The organism is Acinetobacter yuyunsongii, from assembly GCF_041021915.1.
Lineage (GTDB): Bacteria > Pseudomonadota > Gammaproteobacteria > Pseudomonadales > Moraxellaceae > Acinetobacter.
Genome location: NZ_CP157435.1, coordinates 2,468,519 through 2,492,847 on the forward strand (window position 1 = coordinate 2,468,519; position 24,329 = coordinate 2,492,847).

A 24,329-nucleotide genomic window follows, 5' to 3' on the forward strand; every position below is an offset into this window, starting at 1 on the left:
ATGGAAGCTCGAAAGCTTCCATTTTTTTCATTCAGGCATTATGGACAAGTGAATGATGTTCCGTAAGGGCTAACCTGATTCGGAGAATAAGTACCATCAGTTGAATAATCACTCGATAAAGATGCTAAACCTAAACTATAAGTCGTACGATTTGGTAATGATGCAACAGTTGCTGATGCTCCTACCTGCACTGTTAACCACTGTGCATAGATTTTTGGGTAACGCATGGCAAAGTCAAACTTACCATTGGCATCAGTGGTAAATGTATTTTGCTCAGCACCAGACTGGCTCACAAACGTCACCACTTTCACAGGCGTATTATTCGCTCCCACAGCCGTACCTGCTGGGCTTGCCACACAAGCATGTACACTGTTGGTTGTAGTACTTGCCATATAATCATCCGTTAAATCACTTGGTGTACCATTGTTATTCATTGGTTTACCATTAGAATCCAGGTAAATATTAGGAGCTGACAAATTATAATACTCTTGATTACCAAACACCCATTTTTCTGCTGGATCAGACCCTGGTTTTGGAGCAAGTGCCCATAAGTTGCGACCTTTGATATAAGTCAGTGGAGTCACATCCAGTGTCACTGTTTGATTTGCCAATGGCTTACCATCAAAATCAACCACACTCACAGACATATTCTTGGTGTAATAAACTCCATCACTTGAAGATGCGACTTCTATTGGATTGACACCAATTACAATTGAAGCAACAGGTGCTTGTACTGCAGCCTGTACGATATCAATCATTGAGATTTGTGTGACATCGGCATAGCCTGTTTCATTAAAGCGTGCTGTCAAACGCAAATCATCATTAACGAATTCGGTAGCTGTATAATTTCGGCGTGCATTTTCATCTACCTTGATTTTAAACACAGCCTGACCATTCGCATCAGTGGTTAAACCTGAAGCACCAACAATAACAGCACCATTGCGAGCAAAATCAGTAAGACCTAGCGTAATATATTTTCCAGAAACACCAGCACCATTCGTATCAAGTAAAGTCACAGTAACATCTGCTGTGTCATCACGTACATTCATGGTTGGTTTTGCTGCAATACGTAAAGAATATCGAGTAGATGGTGTACCTAAATTATCAACTGTTGCAATACGATAAATCTGAGTGGCTTTTCCACCAATTTCATCCGTATTCGTTGCTGTTAACTCAATACCACTTGCCAATAATAACTGCTTATCAACCGTTGCACCATCAATAGCAACAGAGAAAAATGCATTACCATTTGAATCCGTTTTGACTGTTACTGGCCCACCACTTGTATTGACTGAACCACTAGAACCAGAATTACCAATAGTTAATCCACCTGCATTATTTGCGGCAAGTATGACTTCCTGATTGCGTACAGGTTGATTAGCTCGATCCAACAACGTCACCGTCACAATTGAACGATCACCATTCACATCCATGGCTGACTTACTGACACTACTAAATACAAGATGGTAATTACTGCTGGCTTCATTCACTTTAAAATGAACTGTTTGGGTACGGACAACCCCATTTGGTAAAGTAATTGAAGCACGAACAGTGACACCATTTGCCAATAAGTCCGTATATTGTTTACCTGTAACTTTAGTGAGTTTCAAACTCACTTTTGCATTACCACTTGTGTCAGTTGTAATAACAGCCGTTTCTTGCCCATTGATCGTCACACCATTTAATGCAGAATCAATCACAGTAAATGTTACAGGATAACTCTTAATTCCTGTTGCAGTATTATCAATCAATTTGGCAAATACTTCAGAAGTATCGCCACTTGCCAATAAATCAGCTTTGGTTCTATCCATTGTTAAATTCATTGCTTCTGTCGGAACAGAAATATTGACTTTACCAACTTGAGTAACAACAGGCTGAGTAGTACTATTCACATTCTTGGTTGATACAGCATAAGTAATACCTTTTTCAACTAACAGTTGATCAATGCTATCACCATTCTCAACAGTAACTGTAAAGTAGGCAATACCATTAGCATTGGTTGTTGCCGTGGTTTTATCTACTTTGACTCGAGAGCTTAACCCCCCTGCCAAACCAAAATTAATTTCTTTATTTGCCAAAGGATTGCCATTCGCATCTTCAGCCTTAACAGCTACTATGCCTGTACCACCTAAAACTGAAATTACTGGCTCTGACAATGTTGTGGTTAATGCTACAACATCTTTTGCAACTGGAGCTTTCACCATCACCTGAATGGTTTGGCTCAGTACAGAACCATCAGCTTGTACAACAGATGCAGCAAGTGTGATCCCATTAGCAACCAAATTTTCAATCATTTGATCATTGCCAGCTTTTACATTTACTGTAAAGGTTGCGTTGCCATTTACATCTGTCTTTTTACTTGCACCGCCCACAAAGGTTACACCATTTGCAGTCGCTGCAGCATTTAAACCAAAGCCGACTAATTTATCCTTGAGTGGGTTACCATCTTTATCAAATACTTTCGTGGTAAAGGTAAAGGTATCATTATCCGCAAAAACAAGCCCTTTTGATGTGAGTAACTCAATATGTTGTGCATCTTTCGCAATCTCTGCTTCATCTGCTACAAACTGTAACACCGTATTTTGTGTCACATTTGTACCTGCATCAGAAGTATAAGTTGCCGTTGCCTGCACACCTGCCAATAAACCTTTAATTTGTTCAGCACTTAAGTTTGCTGGAGCAGTATAAGTTACAGTAAAGTTTACTGAACCATCAGCTCCTGTTGTTTGATTTGTTGGGGTGACGTTAATCGTCAAACCTGCTGGAACATTATTTAAAGCAAGTTTAATTAACTTACCTGCAAGCGCCTTGCCCTTGTTATTAAAGGCTTTTACTATAAGAGTTGTTGTGCCACCTGTTGTCTTAATTGCACCATTTACATTATCCAGTGTTAAATAACTGAGTTCTGATAATGTAGCAGCAGAGCTTACATTGATTTGGGTTGTTTGTATAACTGCACCAGAACCATCACCCTGCGTAGCTGACGCACTAATACCAATACCTGATGTAGCCAAAGCATCAACAGCTTCTTTTGTCGTAGTTTTAACTTCTAAGACAACAACAGCCTGACCATTTGCATCTGTTTCAACAACAGTTGATCCACCAATAACATCTTTAAAATTAACGCTATTTTTAATGATGTTATTATCAACACCCCAGTTATCAATCGCTAAAGTTACTTGGCGACCTTTAATCAAATTACCATTTTTGTCTTTTAAGGTGACTGTGGTCAAAACTGTTTGAGGTGTGCTGGTATCCATTACCAAGCTAGGTTTTTCAACCACCAAGTCCATACGCTGAATATTGACTTGATCAATCGCAAATTGTTGCGTCGTGTTTTGCGTTGTATTAATACCCATATAATTGGTATATGTTGCAACAACCTGAACCCCTGCCAATAAGCCCTGAATCTCTTTTGGCGTTAAAACTTTTGGCGCAGTATAAGTCACCGTAAATGTTGCTTCACCATTGCCATTCGTTGCCTGACTAGCCGTATCAAGTTTAATATCCAAACCTGTTGGGACATTATTAAGCCCTAACTGAATCGTTTTACCACTTAAAGCACTGCCTGTACTATTAAAGGCCTTAACAGTAATAGTTGAAGTACCACCAGTTGTCGCAATCAGTCCAGAACTATTCACCGTCATATAACCAACTGCTTCTGAGCTAATGCTTACTTTGGTATTTTGTGTCACAGAACCGCTGCCATCACCCTGTACCGCAGAAGCAGTGATACCAATTCCCGATACCATTAAAGTATTAACCGCATTTTCAGTTGTTGGATTGACATTTAAATCAATAATCGCCTGACCGTTGGCATCTGTTGAAACTACAACTAAACCACCGATAGCACCTGCAAAGCTCACACCATTTTGGACAGCTTCGGCATTCAAGACCAAGGTCACTTGACGGTTTTTGATGGCTTGACCATTTTGGTCTTTTAATGTAACCGTGGTTTTAACAGTTTGTGCCGCTGTGGTATTCACGATTAAAGCTGATTTATCAACCACCACGTCCATACGTTGAATATTTGCCTGATCAACATAGAACTGCAACATGGTGCTCTGTGTAATATTTTTATTGCTACTTGTGGTATAAACAGCATTTACCTGAATACCAGCCAATAATGCCTTGATTTGTTCAGGGGTTAAATTGGTTGGTGCAGTATAAGTCACGGTAAACTGGGCTGTGCCATACGCATCTGTTGTTTTCGTTGTTGTATCAACTTTAACATCCAAACCAACTGGCACGTTATTCAGACTTAACTTAACTGCTTTACCACTTAGTGCCTTACCATCACTGTTTAATGCCTTAACCGTAATGGTTGATGTGCCACCTGCGGTACCAATCGCATTGTTACTTTCAGTAATTAGCGACGCTACTTCATTTTGAGATGCTTCGGATAAAATATTTACTTTAACATTTTGGGTAATGATACCACTGCCATCTGCCTGAATTGCAGATGCACCAATGCCCACACCGGATGTAACCAAGGCATTCACTGCTTCTTGAGTTGTCGGTTTGACATTTAAATCAACAATCGCCTGACCATTGGCATCTGTTGAAATGGCAATTAGTCCGCCGACATCATTCAAAAAGCTCACGCCATTTTGGAGTGCTTCGGCATTTAAGGCCAAGGTCACTTGGCGGTTTTTGATGGCCTGACCATCGCGATCCTTTAAGGTCACTACAGTTTTGACTGTTTGAGCAGTTGCCGTATTCACGACTAATGACGATTTATCAACTACCAAGTCCATACGCTGAATGTTGACTTGATCAGCATAGAACTGAATTACTGTATTTTGTGTAATTGCTTTATTTGCAGTAGTAGTATAGGTCGCACTTGCCTGAATACCAGCTAATAACGCCTTGATCTGTTCAGGGGTTAAACTGGTTGCCGCGGTATAAGTCACCTTAAATTTAGCCGTACCTGTCGCATCTGTGGTTTGACTGGTCTGATCAACCTGAATCTTGACACCTGCTGGCACATTATTCAGGTTTAATTTTACATCTTTACCGCTTAGTGCTTTATTATCTGCACTAAAGGCTTTCACAGTAACAATCGATGAACCACCTGTTGTTGCGATCGTGTTATCACTTTCAGAGGTTAAATAAGCCACTTCATTTTGAGATACCTCAGATAACACATTGATTTTTAGGCTTTGTGTCACTGTACCACTACCATCTCCCTGTACTGCTGAAGCACGAATACTAATCCCTGAGGCAACAAGTGCATCCACCGCTTTTTGAGTACTTGGATGGACTTCGAGTACAACCACTGCCTGACCATTAGCATCAGTCGAAACAACTGTCGAACCACCAATCACACCTTGAAAATTCACACTTGTAAATAAAATATTATTATCAGCACCTAAATCATCCAGTGATACAGTCACTTGACGGTTTTTAATCAAATTACCATCTTTGTCTTTTAAGGTGACTGTTGTAAGCAAGGTTTGTGGTGTCGTGGTATTCACAACTAAAGCCAGACCTTTCTCAACCACAAAGTCCATACGCTGAATGTTCACTTGATCAGCATAGAACTGTAACATGGTACTCTGAGTAGTATTTTTACCTGCGCTATTGGTATAGGTGGCAACAGTTTGAATGCCACTTAATAATCCCTTGATCTGTTCAGGGGTTAAAACTGTTGGTGCTGTATAAGTGACGGTAAACTGTGCTGTACCATCTGCACCTGTGGTTTTTGTGGCTGCATCAACCTGTACATTTAAACCTGCTGGAACATTACTCAGGTTCAATTTAACTGCTTTACCACTTAAAGCTTTACCATCAGTGTTAAAAGCTTTTACCGTAATGGTTGAAGTACCACCAGTTGTCGCAATCAGTCCAGAACTATTCACCGTCATATAACCAACAGCTTCTGAGCTAATGCTTACTTTGGTATTTTGTGTCACAGAACCGCTGCCATCACCCTGTACCGCAGAAGCAGTGATGCCAATTCCCGATACCATTAAAGTATTAACCGCATTTTCAGTTGTTGGATTGACATTTAAATCAATAATCGCCTGACCGTTGGCATCTGTTGAAACTACAACTAAACCACCGATAGCACCTGCAAAGCTCACACCATTTTGGACAGCTTCGGCATTCAAGACCAAGGTCACTTGACGGTTTTTGATGGCTTGACCATTTTGGTCTTTTAATGTAACCGTGGTTTTAACAGTTTGTGCCGCTGTGGTATTCACCACTAAAGCAGCTTTATCAACCACCACGTCCATACGTTGAATATTTGCTTGATCAACATAGAACTGCAACATGGTGCTCTGTGTAATATTTTTATTGCTACTTGTGGTATAAACAGCATTTACCTGAATACCAGCCAATAATGCCTTGATTTGTTCAGGGGTTAAATTGGTTGGTGCAGTATAAGTCACGATAAACTGTGCTGTACCATCCAGAGCAGTTGTTTGAGTTGCAGTATCAACTTTAACATCCAAACCAACTGGCACGTTATTCAGACTTAACTTAACTGCTTTACCACTTAGTGCCTTACCATCACTGTTTAATGCCTTAACCGTAATGGTTGATGTACCACCTGCGGTACCAATCGCATTGTTACTTTCAGTAATTAGCGACGCTACTTCATTTTGAGATGCTTCGGATAAAATATTTACTTTAACATTTTGGGTAATGATACCACTGCCATCTGCCTGAATTGCAGATGCACCAATGCCCACACCGGATGTAACCAAGGCATTCACTGCTTCTTGAGTTGTCGGTTTGACATTTAAATCAACAATCGCCTGACCATTGGCATCTGTTGAAACAGCAATTAAACCACCAGCAGCAGCAGCGAAGCTTACACCATTCTGTATTGCCTCATTATTCAATGCCAGAGTCACCTGACGGTTTTTAATTACCTGACCATCGCGATCCTTTAAGGTCACTACAGTTTTGACTGTTTGAGCAGTTGCCGTATTCACGACTAATGACGATTTATCAACTACCAAGTCCATACGCTGAATGTTGACTTGATCAGCATAGAACTGAATTACTGTATTTTGTGTAATTGCTTTATTTGCAGTAGTAGTATAGGTCGCACTTGCCTGAATACCAGCTAATAACGCCTTGATCTGTTCAGGGGTTAAACTGGTTGCCGCGGTATAAGTCACCTTAAATTTAGCCGTACCTGTCGCATCTGTGGTTTGACTGGTCTGATCAACCTGAATCTTGACACCTGCTGGCACATTATTCAGGTTTAATTTTACATCTTTACCGCTTAGTGCTTTATTATCTGCACTAAAGGCTTTCACAGTAACAATCGATGAACCACCTGTTGTTGCGATCGTGTTATCACTTTCAGAGGTTAAATAAGCCACTTCATTTTGAGATACCTCAGATAACACATTGATTTTTAGGCTTTGTGTCACTGTACCACTACCATCTCCCTGTACTGCTGAAGCACGAATACTAATCCCTGAGGCAACAAGTGCATCCACCGCTTTTTGAGTACTTGGATGGACTTCGAGTACAACCACTGCCTGACCATTAGCATCAGTCGAAACAACTGTCGAACCACCAATCACACCTTGAAAATTCACACTTGTAAATAAAATATTATTATCAGCACCTAAATCATCCAGTGATACAGTCACTTGACGGTTTTTAATCAAATTACCATCTTTGTCTTTTAAGGTGACTGTTGTAAGCAAGGTTTGTGGTGTCGTGGTATTCACAACTAAAGCCAGACCTTTCTCAACCACAAAGTCCATACGCTGAATGTTCACTTGATCAGCATAGAACTGTAACATGGTACTCTGAGTAGTATTTTTACCTGCGCTATTGGTATAGGTGGCAACAGTTTGAATGCCACTTAATAATCCCTTGATCTGTTCAGGGGTTAAAACTGTTGGTGCTGTATAAGTGACGGTAAACTGTGCTGTACCATCTGCACCTGTGGTTTTTGTGGCTGCATCAACCTGTACATTTAAACCTGCTGGAACATTACTCAGGTTCAATTTAACTGCTTTACCACTTAAAGCTTTACCATCAGTGTTAAAAGCTTTTACCGTAATGGTTGATGTACCGCCAGTCGTTGCAATGGTGCTGCTACTATCGCTGGTTAAATAGGCAACTTCAGCTTGAGAGGCTTCAGACAAAATATTGACTTTGGTATTTTGTGTGATTGTACCACTACCATCGGCCTGAATTGCAGATGCACCAATCCCAATACCAGAAGCAACCAAAGCATCCACTGCGGTTTGTGTGGTTGGATTAACATTTAAAGTCAAAATTGCCTGACCATTGGCATCTGTTGAAACTACAACTAAACCACCTGTTGCACCTGCAAAGCTTACACCATTTTGGACAGCTTCGGCATTCAATGCCAAGGTCACTTGACGGTTTTTGATGGCCTGACCATCGAGATCTTTCAAGGTGACTGTGGTTTTAACGGTTTGTGCCGCTGTGGTATTCACCACTAAAGCAGCTTTATCAACTACCAAGTCCATACGTTGAATATTTGCCTGATCAACATAGAACTGCAACATGGTGCTCTGTGTAATATTTATACCTGCATCAGATGTATAAGTAGCAGCTGCTTGAACACCTGCCAATAAACCTTTGATCTGATCAGTCGTTAAACTTGTTGGCGCAATATAAGTCACGATAAACTGTGCTGTACCATCTGCACCTGTGGTTTTTGTGGCTGCATCAACCTGTACATTTAAACCTGCTGGCACATTATTCAGGTTCAACTTAACTGCTTTACCACTTAAAGCTTTACCATCAGTGTTAAAAGCTTTTACCGTAATGGTTGATGTACCGCCAGTCGTTGCAATGGTGCTGCTACTATCGCTAGTTAAATAGGCAACTTCAGCTTGAGAGGCTTCAGACAAAATATTGACTTTGGTATTTTGTGTGATTGTACCACTACCATCGGCTTGAATTGCAGATGCACCAATCCCAATACCAGAAGCAACCAAAGCATCCACTGCGGTTTGTGTGGTTGGATTAACATTTAAAGTCAAAATTGCCTGACCATTGGCGTCAGTTGAAACTACAACTAAACCACCAACAGCACCCACAAAGCTCACGCCATTTTGGAGAGCTTCGGCATTCAACGCCAATGTGACTTGGCGATTCTTGATTGCCTGACCATCGCGATCTTTTAAAGTCACGGTTGTTTTAACCGTTTGTACAGTTGTGCTATTCACCATCAATACGGCTTTATCAATCACCAAATCCATACGCTGGATATTCATCTGATCAACAGCAAACTGTAACATGGTACTTTGAGTAATATTTGTACCTGCATTAGATGTATAAGTAGCAGCTGCTTGAACACCTGCCAATAAACCTTTGATCTGATCAGCCGTTAAACTTGTTGGCGCAATATAAGTCACGATAAACTGTGCTGTACCATCTGCACCTGTGGTTTTAGTGGCTGCATCAGCCTGAATTTTCAAACCTGCTGGCACATTATTCAGGTTCAGTTTAACTGCTTTACCACTTAAAGCTATTCCATTCGCACTGAATGCTTTAACTGTAATCTTGGTTGAACCGCCTGTTGTCGAAATCGTATTCGTACTTTCAGTCGTTAAATAGCTCACATCGTTTAAAGCCACTTGCGACAGAATACTGACTTTAGTGCTTTGTACGATACTACTACCATCAGCCTGTTTTGCAGATGCACCAATACCCAAGCCTGCTGCAATCAACGCAGTCACAGCATTGCTATCTTTCGGTTTAACAGTTAAATCAACTGTATATTGACCATTCGCATCGGTCACAACAGCCATTGAGCCACCTGTTGCCCCATTAATGCTCACCCCATTTTGCAATGCTTCTGGATTAATGGCGAGCGTTACTGCACGGTTTGCAATTGCCTGACCAGCATCATCTTTTAATGTGCCTGTAACTTTAATATTTTGAGTCGTACCAGCATTGACCACCAATACAGGATTATCAACCACCAAGTCCATATATTGAATATTGGCAGCTGCTTCAAAATAAGCTAGCTTAACTGTTTGTGAAACAGTACCGTAAGTTGCATTAATTGCCAAACCATCTTGTAAAAGCTTAGTCCTATCTGCCGCGGAAAGGTTTGCAGGATTATAAACGACCGTAAACTTGACTTCGCCAGTAGCATTAGTGGTAAGTATCTTGTTTTCTTTAATACGAATTCCAGCAACTTGTGGCAAATTCAAAGTAATGTCTTTATTCGCAAGCGGCATACCACTACTGTTATAAGCTCTAACAGTGATTACTCTTTCGGCATTATTAGCGACATTAATTGCATCAAGTTGCTCAATCGCAAGATAAGCAACATCAACTGTACCTTGAGCTGAAGCAACAACCATCACTTTTGCTGTTTGAGAAATACTTGCACTGCTATTTTGCTGAGCTGTTGCAGTGATCAACAATCCAGCAGCAACTAATGCATTGACTGCATCCGTATTAGGGGCTTTTAGTTGGATAGTAAATTTCGCCTCACCATTCTCTGTGACTTTTGCTGGTGCAGTGACAATTTGTACTCCATTGTCTTTAGCAATATCTGATAAGGCGAGATTAATTTTACGACCATTAATTGGCTGACCATTTTCATCTACAGCCTTAACAGCAACTTCAAAAGAATCATTTGAAGCAATAGCGACACCTTTGCCCAAAGATATCGCAAGCTGTTTAACATCGACATCACTGGTTTGATCGTAATAACGAATATATGAGGTTTGAGTAATCGCTGCACCAGTAGTCGGTTGATATGTCGCCGTTAATAATACACCTTGAGTTTTTAATAAAGTCAAAATGGTTGCATTTGTTACTCGACCATCATATTGAATTACGAAAGTCGCTTCACCTTGAGCATTCGTTTTAGCTTTTGAACCTGTAGTAATCGTTAAACCATATTCTTGGGCTTTATCAATATTTAAGGTGATATCTTGATTCGCTAACACCCCACCATTCCGATCAACAGCACGAACAGTGACAGTGGTTTGCCCCTTATTGGTATTAATCATTGAGTCGGGAGTAATACTTAAGTAGCTCACATCAACTGCTTGTAATGGAGCAGCCTCAACCATAATTTGCATATTCTGTTTAACAGAAGAACCATCTGCTAATGTTGTACCAACAGCAATAGTGATTCCTGATTTCACAAGATTATCAATTGATTGCTGATTATAAGCATCCACATTTAGCGTAAATGTTGCATAACCACTGTCATTAGTTTTTTGACTAATGGCTTTATCACCACCAATCGTTACTCCATTTTCAGTTACCGTAGAAGCAAGACCAAGTGTCACCATCTTATTGGCAACAAAATTACCATCTGCACTAATTGCACGAACTTTAATTTGCACCGTATCATTTTTTGCAGAAACAACACCTTTACTTGCTGTTAATTCTAAACGCTGTACATCTTTTTCTAAAGTTGCATTTTTATTAGTGAAATTGATTCTTGTTGTTTGAGTTAAGACATTATTATTGATCGTAGTATAACTAGCGGCAACAGTAACACCATTTGAAAGTAAATTATTTATTTCATTTATTGAAACGGTATTTTTATCAAATTTGACCGTAAAGCTTGCCTGACCATTATTATCAGTATTTAGCTTAGAACCTTCAAGAATAGTTAAACCATTATTTTGGCTATTTGGTATAGTTAAATTAATTTGCTTGTTTGCTACTGCACCACCCTTGGCATCTTTAGCAGTTATAGTAATTTTTGCTTGACCACCACTAACATCTATAGCATCAGGGCTAGTAGCAGTTAAATAAGATACACTTTCTGTCGCTACAGATACAACTGTAATCGTACTTGTTTGTGTACTAACAGAACCATCAGTTGATGTTGCTGAAACCTTTATCCCATTATTAACTAATAACTGACCAGTCGGATTTAAACTATTAGCTTCCGTCTTAATTGTAAACTTAGCCTTACCATTTTCATCAGTTTTTGCTGTTGAATTAATTAACTTGGCACCATAATCAAGCGACAAATCATCTAATTTTAAACTAATTTCTTTATTAGCAACTGCAAGTCCTTCAGGATTTTTAGCAATAGCTTCAACTTCAATCGTTCCACCAATCGCATCTACTTTATTATTCGAAGATGTTGATAATGAGAGACTGCTCATTATATTTTTAACGGACACAACTTGGGCCGTAGAAACCTGAGTTTTTACAGCACCAGATTGTTCTGTTAATGTCGCTTCAAGTGCAACACCAGAAGCAATCAGCGCTAAACGATCCGCTTCTTTACCATTTGGTAGTTGTAAAGTAAAGGTAACATAACCTTCATCATTAGTTACAGCACTCGAACTACCCTTAATCGTTACTCCGTTTAGTTGGAAATCTTTAACCTTCAGAGTAACTTTCTCATTTGGAACACCTCCACCATTTGTATCTATTGCCCGAATACGAACAGCGGTTTCACCCCCCGATACCTGTAAAGGTGTAACATTATCAAATTTCAATTCATATTGACTTTGTACAACAGTCCCAGCGCCTGTAACTATCGCCTTAGCCTGATTTTGAATCGTAGTATCAACTACAGTAGTCGTAAATAATAATTCTGTTAAATTTTGATTAGTGCCATTTAATTTTACAGTAAAGGTTACTGTTCCATCATTACCTGTCGTTTTTGTAGAAGCATCACTCGTAGCTCCATTTTTTTCGCCATCTTTAATATTGAGATTAATTTTAGCTCCAGCAACTCCGCCACTATCTTTATCTAATGCTTTTGCAGTAACGATTAGTTCATCGCCTTGGACTTTTAGAGTACCTTTACTTAGCTGAATGCTAACACCAGCGACTTCCTTTGTAGTACTAGGATTACTAGGATTACCCGTGTCTGTATTAGAATTTGTATTGCCATAGTAACCACCACCACCACCACATGCGACTAATGCAACAGACGTTGCTAATACTGTCGTATTTACCCCAATTTTTTTTAAACCTTTGAAATATGTCATATCTATAATATCCATCTTCTTTAATATTTAGCCTTAGAATGTTCTTAAGACTTTTGTACAAAAATTTACTCTAAATAATATATTTTATCAATTCGTAATACCACCTTTATGAGTCGAGAAAGTGAACTATTAGACAAAAAATATATTTAATTTTCATACTATATAATTAAAGTATTTTTGAAATTATTTTAAATAATTACGTTTTACTCATCATGATCATTATTCTTTCGCTTATGAGTCAAACTTATATAACTGTAAACAACGAATTTCTATAACAATTAATAAAAAATGATATTAAGTTTTCCACTTTAAAATTGAGACTAGATTTTGTTTTAGCTTATTTGTCTTTTCTCCCAATAAAAAAACACCCCTAACCGTTAGGTTAGGGGTGTTTAGATTTAAAAGCTGGCGATGACTTACTCTCACATGGCAAGTGCCACACTACCATCAGCGCTAAGAGGTTTCACTTCTGAGTTCGGGAAGGGATCAGGTGGTTCACTCTTGCTATTGTCGCCAGCAAACTGTTGTGGTGTTTTGGGGTCTTATTGATCATGTTGTGTTTTCACTTCATGTCTGCCTTACTTACGAACCAAAGAGTTATTAACGGATTAGATATTGAGTCTAACTTTGTGTTCAGCATTTTAACTAGTTTTCACACTAAATCAAGTTGTGTATTGAATTTATCTTGAATACAACAACTGTTTGGGTGTTGTATAGTCAAGCCTCACGAGCAATTAGTATTGGTCAGCTTCACACGTCACCGTGCTTCCACACCCAACCTATCAACGTCCTAGTCTCGAACGGCTCTTTAGAGGAATAAATTCCTAGGGAAATCTTATCTTGAGGTAGGCTTCCCGCTTAGATGCTTTCAGCGGTTATCCCTTCCGAACATAGCTACCCGGCGATGCGACTGGCGTCACAACCGGTACACCAGAGGTTCGTCCACTCTGGTCCTCTCGTACTAGGAGCAGATCCTCTCAAATTTCCAGCGCCCACGGTAGATAGGGACCGAACTGTCTCACGACGTTCTAAACCCAGCTCGCGTACCTCTTTAAATGGCGAACAGCCATACCCTTGGGACCTGCTTCAGCCCCAGGATGAGATGAGCCGACATCGAGGTGCCAAACACCGCCGTCGATATGAACTCTTGGGCGGTATCAGCCTGTTATCCCCAGAGTACCTTTTATCCGTTGAGCGATGGCCCTTCCATACAGAACCACCGGATCACTAAGACCTACTTTCGTACCTGCTCGACTTGTGGGTCTCGCAGTTAAGCGCGCTTTTGCCTTTATACTCTACGCGTGATTTCCGACCACGCTGAGCGCACCTTCGTACTCCTCCGTTACTCTTTAGGAGGAGACCGCCCCAGTCAAACTACCCACCAGACATGGTCCTCGCCCCGGATTACGGGGCAGAGTTAGAACCTCAACATTACCAGGGTGGTATTTCAAGGACGGCTCCATTGGAACTAGCGTTCCAACTTCAAAGCCTCCCACCTATCCTACACAAGTAAGGTCAAAGTTCAATGTCAAGCTGCAGTAAAGGTTCACGGGGTCTTTCCGTCTAGCCGCGGGTACACTGCATCTTCACAGCGATTTCGATTTCACTGAGCCTCTGCTGGAGACAGCGCCGCCATCATTATGCCATTCGTGCAGGTCGGAACTTACCCGACAAGGAATTTCGCTACCTTAGGACCGTTATAGTTACGGCCGCCGTTTACTGGGGCTTCGATCAAGAGCTTCGCTTACGCTAACCCCATCAATTAACCTTCCAGCACCGGGCAGGCATCACACCCTATACGTCCACTTTCGTGTTTGCAGAGTGCTATGTTTTTAATAAACAGTTGCAGCGGCCTGGTTTCTGCGGCTGCCAACCGCTCAGGGAGCAAGTCCCATCACCGTCAGCAGCGTACCTTCTCCCGAAGTTACGGTACCATTTTGCCTAGTTCCTTCAGCAGAGTTCTCTCAAGCGCTTTGGTCTACTCGACCTGACCACCTGTGTCGGTTTCGGGTACGATTCCTGTGTAACTGAAGCTTAGAGACTTTTCCTGGAAGCATGGTATCAGCCACTTCACTGTACAAGTACAGCTTGCTATCAGCTCTCAGCATAGAGTACCCCGGATTTGCCTAAGATACATGCCTACAACCTTCCACCTGGACAACCAACGCCAGGCTGACTTAACCTTCTCCGTCCTCTCATCGCATTACACAGAAGTATTGGAATATTAACCAATTTCCCATCGACTACGCCTCTCGGCCTCGCCTTAGGGGTCGACTCACCCAGCCCCGATTAACGTTGGACTGGAACCCTTGGTCTTTCAGCGAACGGGTTTTTCACCCGTTTTGTCGTTACTCACGTCAGCATTCGCACTTCTGATACCTCCAGCATGCTTCTCAACACACCTTCATCGGCTTACAGAACGCTCCCCTACCACGTATACATAGTATACATCCGCAGCTTCGGCACATAGTTTTAGCCCCGTTACATCTTCCGCGCAGGCCGACTCGACTAGTGAGCTATTACGCTTTCTTTAAAGGGTGGCTGCTTCTAAGCCAACCTCCTAGCTGTCTATGCCTTCCCACATCGTTTCCCACTTAACTATGATTTTGGGGCCTTAGCTGGCGGTCTGGATTGTTTTCCTCTTGACTACGGACGTTAGCACCCGCAGTCTGTCTCCCGGATAGTACTCATTGGTATTCGGAGTTTGCATCGGTTTGGTAAGTCGGGATGACCCCCTAGCCGAAACAGTGCTCTACCCCCAATGGTATTCGTCCGAGGCGCTACCTAAATAGCTTTCGGGGAGAACCAGCTATCACCAGGCTTGATTAGCCTTTCACCCCTATCCACAAGTCATCCCCTGGCTTTTCAACGACAGTGGGTTCGGTCCTCCAGTTAGTGTTACCCAACCTTCAACCTGCTCATGGATAGATCGCCTGGTTTCGGGTCTATACCCAGCAACTATACGCCCTATTAAGACTCGATTTCTCTACGGCTCCCCTATACGGTTAACCTCGCTACTGAATATAAGTCGCTGACCCATTATACAAAAGGTACGCAGTCACCGAACAAGTCGGCTCCCACTGCTTGTATGCATGCGGTTTCAGGATCTATTTCACTCCCCTCACAGGGGTTCTTTTCGCCTTTCCCTCACGGTACTGGTTCACTATCGGTCAGTCAGGAGTATTTAGCCTTGGAGGATGGTCCCCCCATATTCAGACAAGGTTTCACGTGCCTCGCCCTACTCGTCATCATTGTGTGTGCCCTTTCGTGTACGGGAATATCACCCTCTACGTTCGCACTTCCCAGAGCGTTCCACTAGAACACACACAACTTAATGGGCTGATCCCCGTTCGCTCGCCGCTACTAAGGGAATCTCAATTGATTTCTTTTCCTAAGGGTACTGAGATGTTTCACTTCCCCTCGTTCGCTTCATAAGCCTATGTATTCAGCTTATGATACCCGCCTTATAGCGGGTGGGTTCCCCCATTCAGAAATCTCCGGATCAAAGGATATTTGCCGCCTCCCCGGAGCTTATCGCAGGCTATTACGTCTTTCATCGCCTCTGACTGCCAAGGCATCCACCACATGCACTTAATTACTTGACTATACAACCCCAAACAGTCGCTAACCCTTACAAGTAAGGTTAGGACAGATTGCTATGCTCGTTTTTCAACTTACATCGCTCTCATCCAGTTTGTTGCTTCGTGAACTTAATCACCGTACAGCTTCAATCTAAATTCATATACCAAAACGCTTGATTCAGTGTTTTTGCTAGTTCTCAATATGTTTAAATCAATCAAATTACTTCGATCAACTTAAATTCTTGAGTGAACAATTTATTTCAGACTCAATTTTCTAATCTGTTAATGATTAACTACAGCCTCGTCAGCTTGCAGTAAACTGTGATAAATCACAGAGATTAATAAACCAAGATCAATTACTTAATCTTTTTATTCATTAAACTCTATAATCTATTTAGCTTTGAATTAATTTCGTTTTTACAAACTCTTTTAATTCATGGTGGAGACTAGGAGAGTCGAACTCCTGACCTCCTGCGTGCAAAGCAGGCGCTCTACCAACTAAGCTAAGTCCCCAGCTTATCACTTAATGAACGACATATCTTTTTATCTAGCAGCTTGTGATTATTCATCACTTCGTCAGTAGTGGTGGGTCTGACAAGACTTGAACTTGTGACCCCACGCTTATCAAGCGTGTGCTCTAACCAACTGAGCTACAGACCCTCAGATACATCTTCGAAGAACAACTTGTTGTGGATTCTTACCGATCGTCAATCTTTCGTTAAGGAGGTGATCCAGCCGCAGGTTCCCCTACGGCTACCTTGTTACGACTTCACCCCAGTCATCGGCCACACCGTGGTAAGCGTCCTCCTTGCGGTTAGACTACCTACTTCTGGTGCAACAAACTCCCATGGTGTGACGGGCGGTGTGTACAAGGCCCGGGAACGTATTCACCGCGGCATTCTGATCCGCGATTACTAGCGATTCCGACTTCATGGAGTCGAGTTGCAGACTCCAATCCGGACTACGATCGGCTTTTTGAGATTAGCATCCTATCGCTAGGTAGCAACCCTTTGTACCGACCATTGTAGCACGTGTGTAGCCCTGGCCGTAAGGGCCATGATGACTTGACGTCGTCCCCGCCTTCCTCCAGTTTGTCACTGGCAGTATCCTTAAAGTTCCCATCCGAAATGCTGGCAAGTAAGGAAAAGGGTTGCGCTCGTTGCGGGACTTAACCCAACATCTCACGACACGAGCTGACGACAGCCATGCAGCACCTGTATCAGAGTTCCCGAAGGCACCAATCCATCTCTGGAAAGTTCTCTGTATGTCAAGGCCAGGTAAGGTTCTTCGCGTTGCATCGAATTAAACCACATGCTCCACCGCTTGTGCGGGCCCCCGTCAATTCATTTGAGTTTTAGTCTTGCGACCGTACTCCCCAGGCGGTCTACTTATCGCGTTAGCTGCGCCACTAAAGCCTCAAAGGCCCCAACGGCTAGTAGACATCGTTTACGGCATGGACTACCAGGGTATCTAATCCTGTTTGCTCCCCATGCTTTCGTACCTCAGCGTCAGTATTAGGCCAGATGGCTGCCTTCGCCATCGGTATTCCTCCAGATCTCTACGCATTTCACCGCTACACCTGGAATTCTACCATCCTCTCCCATACTCTAGCTGACCAGTATCGAATGCAATTCCTAAGTTAAGCTCAGGGATTTCACATCCGACTTAATCAGCCGCCTACGCACGCTTTACGCCCAGTAAATCCGATTAACGCTCGCACCCTCTGTATTACCGCGGCTGCTGGCACAGAGTTAGCCGGTGCTTATTCTGCGAGTAACGTCCACTATCCCAGAGTATTAATCTAGGTAGCCTCCTCCTCGCTTAAAGTGCTTTACAACCAAAAGGCCTTCTTCACACACGCGGCATGGCTGGATCAGGCTTCCGCCCATTGTCCAATATTCCCCACTGCTGCCTCCCGTAGGAGTCTGGGCCGTGTCTCAGTCCCAGTGTGGCGGATCATCCTCTCAGACCCGCTACAGATCGTCGCCTTGGTAGGCCTTTACCCCACCAACTAGCTAATCCGACTTAGGCTCATCATTTAGCGCAAGGTCCGAAGATCCCCTGCTTTCTCCCGTAGGACGTATGCGGTATTAGCATTCCTTTCGGAATGTTGTCCCCCACTAAATGGCAGATTCCTAAGCATTACTCACCCGTCCGCCGCTAAGATAAGGTGCAAGCACCTCATCTCCGCTCGACTTGCATGTGTTAAGCCTGCCGCCAGCGTTCAATCTGAGCCATGATCAAACTCTTCAGTTTAAAATCATTTGTACTTTACTAAAAGTACTAAATCTGGCTCATCAATTTTCTGACTAAAAATTCGCTCAAATAAACTTCGAGTAATTTCTACCATTCAATCAATGAAATATTTTCGATCGATCAACCAGTAAAAATCCACACAAGTTGTTCTTCTATTCTCTTAATGATCTTCTCGATGATTCGTCATCATCAAGCTAGGTCGGCTATATTACTCTAATCTAAATTAAAGTCAACAGGTAATTTCGATATTCTTAAAACTCACCAACCAACCCAAGAACCTAACCAATCTAGCCAAATCCTTGTTTCTCAACAAGTTTTTATCTGCATCACCGCCGATGGATGTGCATTCTACACCATTCCCCACCCAACACAACCCCCTTTCCTAATCTTTTTATTTAAGTGGACGTTTTTTAAACCAACTCAGTTGCTTTTTGTCTATTTTCTTTATCGATAAGAACTTTTTTTAAACAATTAAGTTAAGTAGAATGTATCTCTTGCTTCAAATTTTTTGGCATTTTTGATTGAAAATACGGTTTATTAGTAAAAAAGTACAATTACTGTTGCTTTTAGCCTTGATCGCTACGAGTCAGATTTGTTACGCCATTTCAAATCATAATTTTTATGAATTAGCATTAACCATATTGAGTTATAGCAAGTGGTCGAATACATCTCACCCAATTATTTGTGTAATAGATAATGCTGAGGCTTCGAGGCAATTTCAATCCAATATTAAACAACTTGGGTATGATTATCAGGTACGAGCTGTTAATTCAAAAGATTTTCAAAAAACAGAATGTCATGTTGTGTATTTCTCAACAACAACACCGCAACAACAACAAAACTTGATTCAAGCTTATCCATCGCGTTCATTACTGTCATTAAGCATTAATAATCCAGCATGTGAAATTGGCAGTATTTTCTGTTTATACAACAAAAAGACTTCTTCTAGATTTAAAATAAATCTAGATGCTTTGAGTTACTCCAAAGTTCATATCGACCCCCGAGTCTTAATCTTGGCGAGGAATACGGAGTAATTAAAGTGATTTCGAATTTATATCAATCTACTTCGCTACATGCTTTATTCCGTAAATCTCAATTTACGATTTTTGCAATTACTTTTTTAATTTGCTCTTGTACTTTTGCAACAATTTCCATATTCACAATGGAAACGCACGCCAAACAAAATTTACAACTATTAAGTCAAACGCTACTTGAACGAATCCAGCCCGCTGTTGTCTTCAAGGACAAAGGAGCAATTGATCAAATTTTAGCGGACTACACAACAGAACATGCGATTCGTAGTATTCATGTTTATGTTCCAGAGCATAAATTATTAGCAGAAAGTAACAAGCAAATCGACCACACATCATTTTTACAAAGCGTATTAGATAAATGGTTTCTACATGATCCAATCAAACTGACGGTTATTCATCATAAGAAACAAGTCGGCGAATTAGTTTTATATGGCAGCTCAGAAAATATTTTACATTTCTTAAAAACCATCATTATTGGCCTAGCCATATCAATGTTTTTTATTGTGATTGCACTGTTATGGTCGGTTAATCTTACCTATCGCCAAATCATGCAAGCGATCAAACCATTAACCCATATTGCTCAATTAGTGAGTGACCAAAAAGCTTACAACTTACGTTTTCCAAATAACCACATTAAAGAGTTTCAAAATCTTAATACGGTATTTAATGAGCTCTTAGAAGAAATACAAGTTTGGCATACCCATTTACAGAAAGAGAATCTACAACTTTCATTTCAAGCTCGCCATGACCAGCTCACAGGTTTAGCTAATCGACACTATTTTTATGAAGAACTGCTCAATATTTTTAAAAATAATCAATTTCGTCACAATTCAGCACTGATTTTCATAGATAATAATAACTTTAAAGCAATTAATGATCATTATGGTCATCTTGCTGGTGATGCGGTATTAAGAGAAATGGCAAATCGATTAATGCAGTCTGTCAGACAAGAAGACTTTATTGCTCGTTTGGGTGGTGATGAATTCGCAATCATTTTGCATACCATCCATCATTCTGATCATTTACAAACAATCGCTGAAGGTTTACTAGCAAGTTGTGATGAGCCTTTGGATTTTAACGGACAACTTATCCATTTTAGCTTTAGTTTAGGGATTGCATTTTCACAGTTTGCAGACAATCCAGATGATTTAGTCATGCAAGCAGATCAAGCAATGTATAAAGCTAAAAATTTAAATCCACATTGGTTTCTTTATAAACCAGAAATTTAGGACATGTTATGCGCACTCACACTTTCAAGATCTCCTTTGTAGCATTACTTTGCCTAATATTGGCTGGCTGTTTAAGTTTTGGTCCTTTGAAATATCGTCAAGTCAAAATGCTAAAAAAAGAAGGTTTCGTTTTAACAGAAGAAGGTTGGAGTCTTGGTCTGCCTGAACGTTTACTTTTCGACTTTAACAAAGCAGATATCAAACCTGAACATCAAAGAGAAATCGTTCGTCTTGCCAATCAATTGAACAAATATGATCTGCAAAAATTAAAAGTTGTGGGTCACACTGATGATATTGGTAATCCTGAGTATAACCAGAAATTGTCTGAAGAACGCGCTCAAAGCGTTTCTTCGATTTTTATTCATCAGGGTTTCAAGCCAAATAATGTCACTGTGATTGGTCGTGGTGCAAGCCAACCTTTCGTGCCCAATACGTCTGATGAGAACCGCGCGAATAATCGCAGAGTTACGATTATTATTATTTCTTAACTTGCAAATTTTTAAAAAGCCAACTTTTTAAAGTTGGCTTTTATTAATTTATATGAGTTCAATAATATCAATCGTCGGTGGAACCCTAAATCGAAATGGAACGCCAACCATACCTGTCCCAACCGTTACAAATACATCAGCGTGTTCATGTGTATAAAAACCTTTTTTGTGCCCCAAGATAGACACTTTTTTCATAATATATGTTGTAACCCAAGGAAGTTCTATTTGCCCTCCATGTGTATGACCAGCAAGCATTAATGGTCGTGTAGGTAATGCTGGCACCATATCTACTGTATCAGGGTTATGAGATAAAATGAGCCATGGTTTATCTTGTAGTAAGTCTGGCATAAATCGCATATTTGCTTTACCCGCCCACAAATCACCAATTCCAATTAAGCGAAACTCATCAAAATCGATAATCTGCCCTTCTATATCAATCACATTATTCTGCTCTAATGCATCTTTTAATAATGTCTGTATAGGTGGACCAGGATACTGCTCATCATGATTACCGGGGACAGAATATACAGGGGCATGAATTTGTTTTAGTACTGAGAGTTCCTGAATTAAGCGATTCTCAGGTTCATAAGTCCAATCACCTGCAACCACTACAATATCTGGTTTAGCTTCATTTAACTTTTTAACAATGCTTTTTAATTGACGTTCATGACCAGAAAATAATCCCACATGCATATCTGCAATCAAGGCCACTTTAACTGGTTGAATAAAATCACGATCTGGATTTAAACGGTATTGATGATGTTTAACATGAACCATATGTGGTTCAATAAATCGTGCATAAATCAATATGCTCGTTAAAAGGAAAACAAAAATACTTTGATGTAAACTGTAAAACTCAGACCAACCTGCATACAAGCTAAAAAACCAGAGAGGAACTAACAAATAAGAAAGATAAAATGTAGCTAGATGTACAAAAGCTTTAAAAGGATGAATCGTTTCAGTTCTTGCTTGATGAGTCCATGCCTGAGCGAATGCCCACAAGGCTAGAACAATAAAAATAATATAGAAAATTAATATAACTGTGTCCGAATTCGACATTACCACTCTCATTAATCTGACATTAGGGCATACATCGCATCTCATATTTATAATTTTTGATGAAATGCTATACTCAAGTCCAACTTTTAATCAGTAAAGATTATGACGCAATTTTCTCATCTAAATCGTAAACATACAAAAATAAGTACAACTACTTACAATAAAAGTATGCTTGCGATTTATTGCAGTATTGCGATCACAATCACAGGATGCAGCACACTACCTAAACATAAAATAGAGCCAATACAACAATCTAACATTCAACAATTAGAAATAAATCAGACAACTTTGGCTCAGATCATTCAGCCTTTAGAACAACAAAATCCTGGATTGACGGGTTATCACGTTTTATTTGAACCCCTAGAAGCGTTAGCAGCACGACTACGTTTAATTGATAAGGCCGAGAAAACTTTAGATTTGCAATATTATATTTGGGACAATGACAAAGTAGGTGCTCTTGCTTTGCATGCGCTGATTCGCGCAGCAGATCGTGGTGTCAAAGTTCGATTACTTATTGATGATAACAATGCAAAGAAAACTGAAGGAATCTTCTTAGCTCTGGCACAGCATCCAAATATTGCAGTTAAATTATTCAATCCCTATCGTTTTCGCAAATACCGTGCGCTTGATATGGTTTTAGATTTAAAACGTATCAACCGCAGAATGCATAACAAAAGTTTTATTGCAGACCAACAAGTTGCCTTGATTGGTGGACGTAATATGACGAATCAATACTACAACGTGAGTGATAACTATCAGTTTTCTGATGTCGATGTGATGTTGGTTGGCAAAGCGGTCAATGACATTTCACAATCTTTTGACGAATACTGGAATCATAGTTACGCTTACGATGTAAGGGAAATTGTCAATCAAAATGCTCATCGCTTGAGCTATGAGAGCCTAAAACAGCAACTTGATGAGCATTATAATAGAGCAACGGTACAGAATTATCTTGATTTGACTGGCAACTCACAGGCAATTGATTCAATTATCAGTCGGGATATTCCTTTAAACTGGGTAAAAGCTGAAGTTGTAAAAGACTCTCCTGACAAAATTAAATCAAAAGCCAAAAAACAAGAACACCTTAATTTCCAATTGATTAATCGTTTAGAACAACCTGAAAAAAATATTGACCTCATCTCAGCTTACTTTGTCCCTGAAAAAAAGGGGGCTAAAATTCTCAACGATCTTGCAAAAGATGGAATCGAGGTACGAGTGCTCACGAACTCATTTGAGGCAAATGATGTCGCTGTTGTTCATGCATTTTATGGGAAATATCGTCAGGATTTACTGGAGCATGGTGTACAGCTATATGAGTTTCTCCCCGCATTAAATAAAAATGATCTCGATAAACATACCGAAGAACTCGCGAAGAAAGCAAAAGTAAATATCAAAGGACTAAGCCGTTCCAGTTTACATGCCAAACTGATGGCGCTAGATGAAAAGCAAGTTTTTATTGGTTCATTCAATTTTGACCCACGCTCTGCTTATCTGAACACTGAAATTGGCGTGCTTTTAGATAGCCCATCTTTAGCGCAAGCTGTTCATGCGACTATGGATCAAAATCTAAGTAAATATGCCTATAAATTAGTGTTAGATGCCAATAAAAAAATTACATGGCGACGTGAAACACCACAAGGTGCTGTCATCTACACCAAAGAACCTCGAATGAAATGGTGGCAAAAGGCAGGACTGAAAATTATTTCATGGCTGCCGATTGAAGGCTTTATGTAATTTAAAGCGAGTA

At 40.7% G+C, this 24,329-nt stretch carries 6 protein-coding genes, 2 tRNA genes and 3 rRNA genes; 4 read left to right on the forward strand and 7 right to left on the reverse strand.

Translation table 11 applies throughout. The features are described from left to right. Positions 1 to 38: 38 nt before the first annotated feature. The 6 genes from ABLB98_RS11850 to ABLB98_RS11875 form a co-directional block, all read right to left on the reverse strand. Positions 39 to 12,935 (reverse strand): hypothetical protein, encoded by a 12,897-nt coding sequence (locus ABLB98_RS11850; RefSeq protein ID WP_369028799.1) that lies wholly within the window; start codon positions 12,933 to 12,935, stop codon positions 39 to 41. Between the two features lie 403 nt (positions 12,936 to 13,338). Further along, a 5S ribosomal RNA gene (rrf, locus tag ABLB98_RS11855) occupies positions 13,339 to 13,453 on the reverse strand. Positions 13,454 to 13,648: 195 nt separating this feature from the next. Beyond that, positions 13,649 to 16,540, reverse strand: a 23S ribosomal RNA gene (locus ABLB98_RS11860). Positions 16,541 to 16,953: 413 nt separating this feature from the next. Then, positions 16,954 to 17,029, reverse strand: a tRNA-Ala gene (locus ABLB98_RS11865). 70 nt (positions 17,030 to 17,099) lie between these two features. Beyond that, positions 17,100 to 17,176, reverse strand: a tRNA-Ile gene (locus tag ABLB98_RS11870). A 59-nt stretch (positions 17,177 to 17,235) separates the two neighbouring features. Continuing rightward, positions 17,236 to 18,772 (reverse strand): 16S ribosomal RNA (locus tag ABLB98_RS11875). The 16S, 23S and 5S rRNA genes sit together here with 2 tRNA genes alongside, the layout of an rRNA operon. 560 nt (positions 18,773 to 19,332) lie before the next feature. Between ABLB98_RS11875 and ABLB98_RS11880 the strand changes: the two genes are divergently transcribed. From ABLB98_RS11880 to ABLB98_RS11890, 3 genes are read left to right on the forward strand one after another with little or no spacing between them, the layout of a single operon-like run. Further along, positions 19,333 to 19,806, forward strand: a complete 474-nt coding sequence (locus ABLB98_RS11880) for a YfiR family protein (RefSeq protein WP_256414425.1) — start codon at positions 19,333 to 19,335, stop codon at positions 19,804 to 19,806. A 5-nt stretch (positions 19,807 to 19,811) separates the two neighbouring features. Continuing rightward, positions 19,812 to 21,035: a diguanylate cyclase gene (locus tag ABLB98_RS11885; RefSeq protein WP_348882410.1), complete on the forward strand. Its 1,224-nt coding sequence runs from the start codon at positions 19,812 to 19,814 to the stop codon at positions 21,033 to 21,035. Between the two features lie 8 nt (positions 21,036 to 21,043). Further along, entirely contained in the window at positions 21,044 to 21,523 is a 480-nt protein-coding gene (locus ABLB98_RS11890; RefSeq protein WP_348882411.1) for an OmpA family protein, read from the forward strand. 48 nt (positions 21,524 to 21,571) lie between these two features. Here ABLB98_RS11890 and ABLB98_RS11895 read toward each other — a convergent pair whose 3' ends face one another. Next, on the reverse strand, positions 21,572 to 22,582 hold the full coding sequence (locus tag ABLB98_RS11895) for a metallophosphoesterase (protein WP_348882412.1): 1,011 nt from the start codon (positions 22,580 to 22,582) through the stop codon (positions 21,572 to 21,574). Positions 22,583 to 22,684: 102 nt separating this feature from the next. On the opposite strand from ABLB98_RS11895, the gene ABLB98_RS11900 reads away from it, so the two are divergent. Next, complete coding sequence (locus ABLB98_RS11900) at positions 22,685 to 24,316, forward strand: phospholipase D family protein (RefSeq protein WP_348882414.1); 1,632 nt, start codon at positions 22,685 to 22,687, stop codon at positions 24,314 to 24,316. Positions 24,317 to 24,329 lie beyond the last annotated feature (13 nt).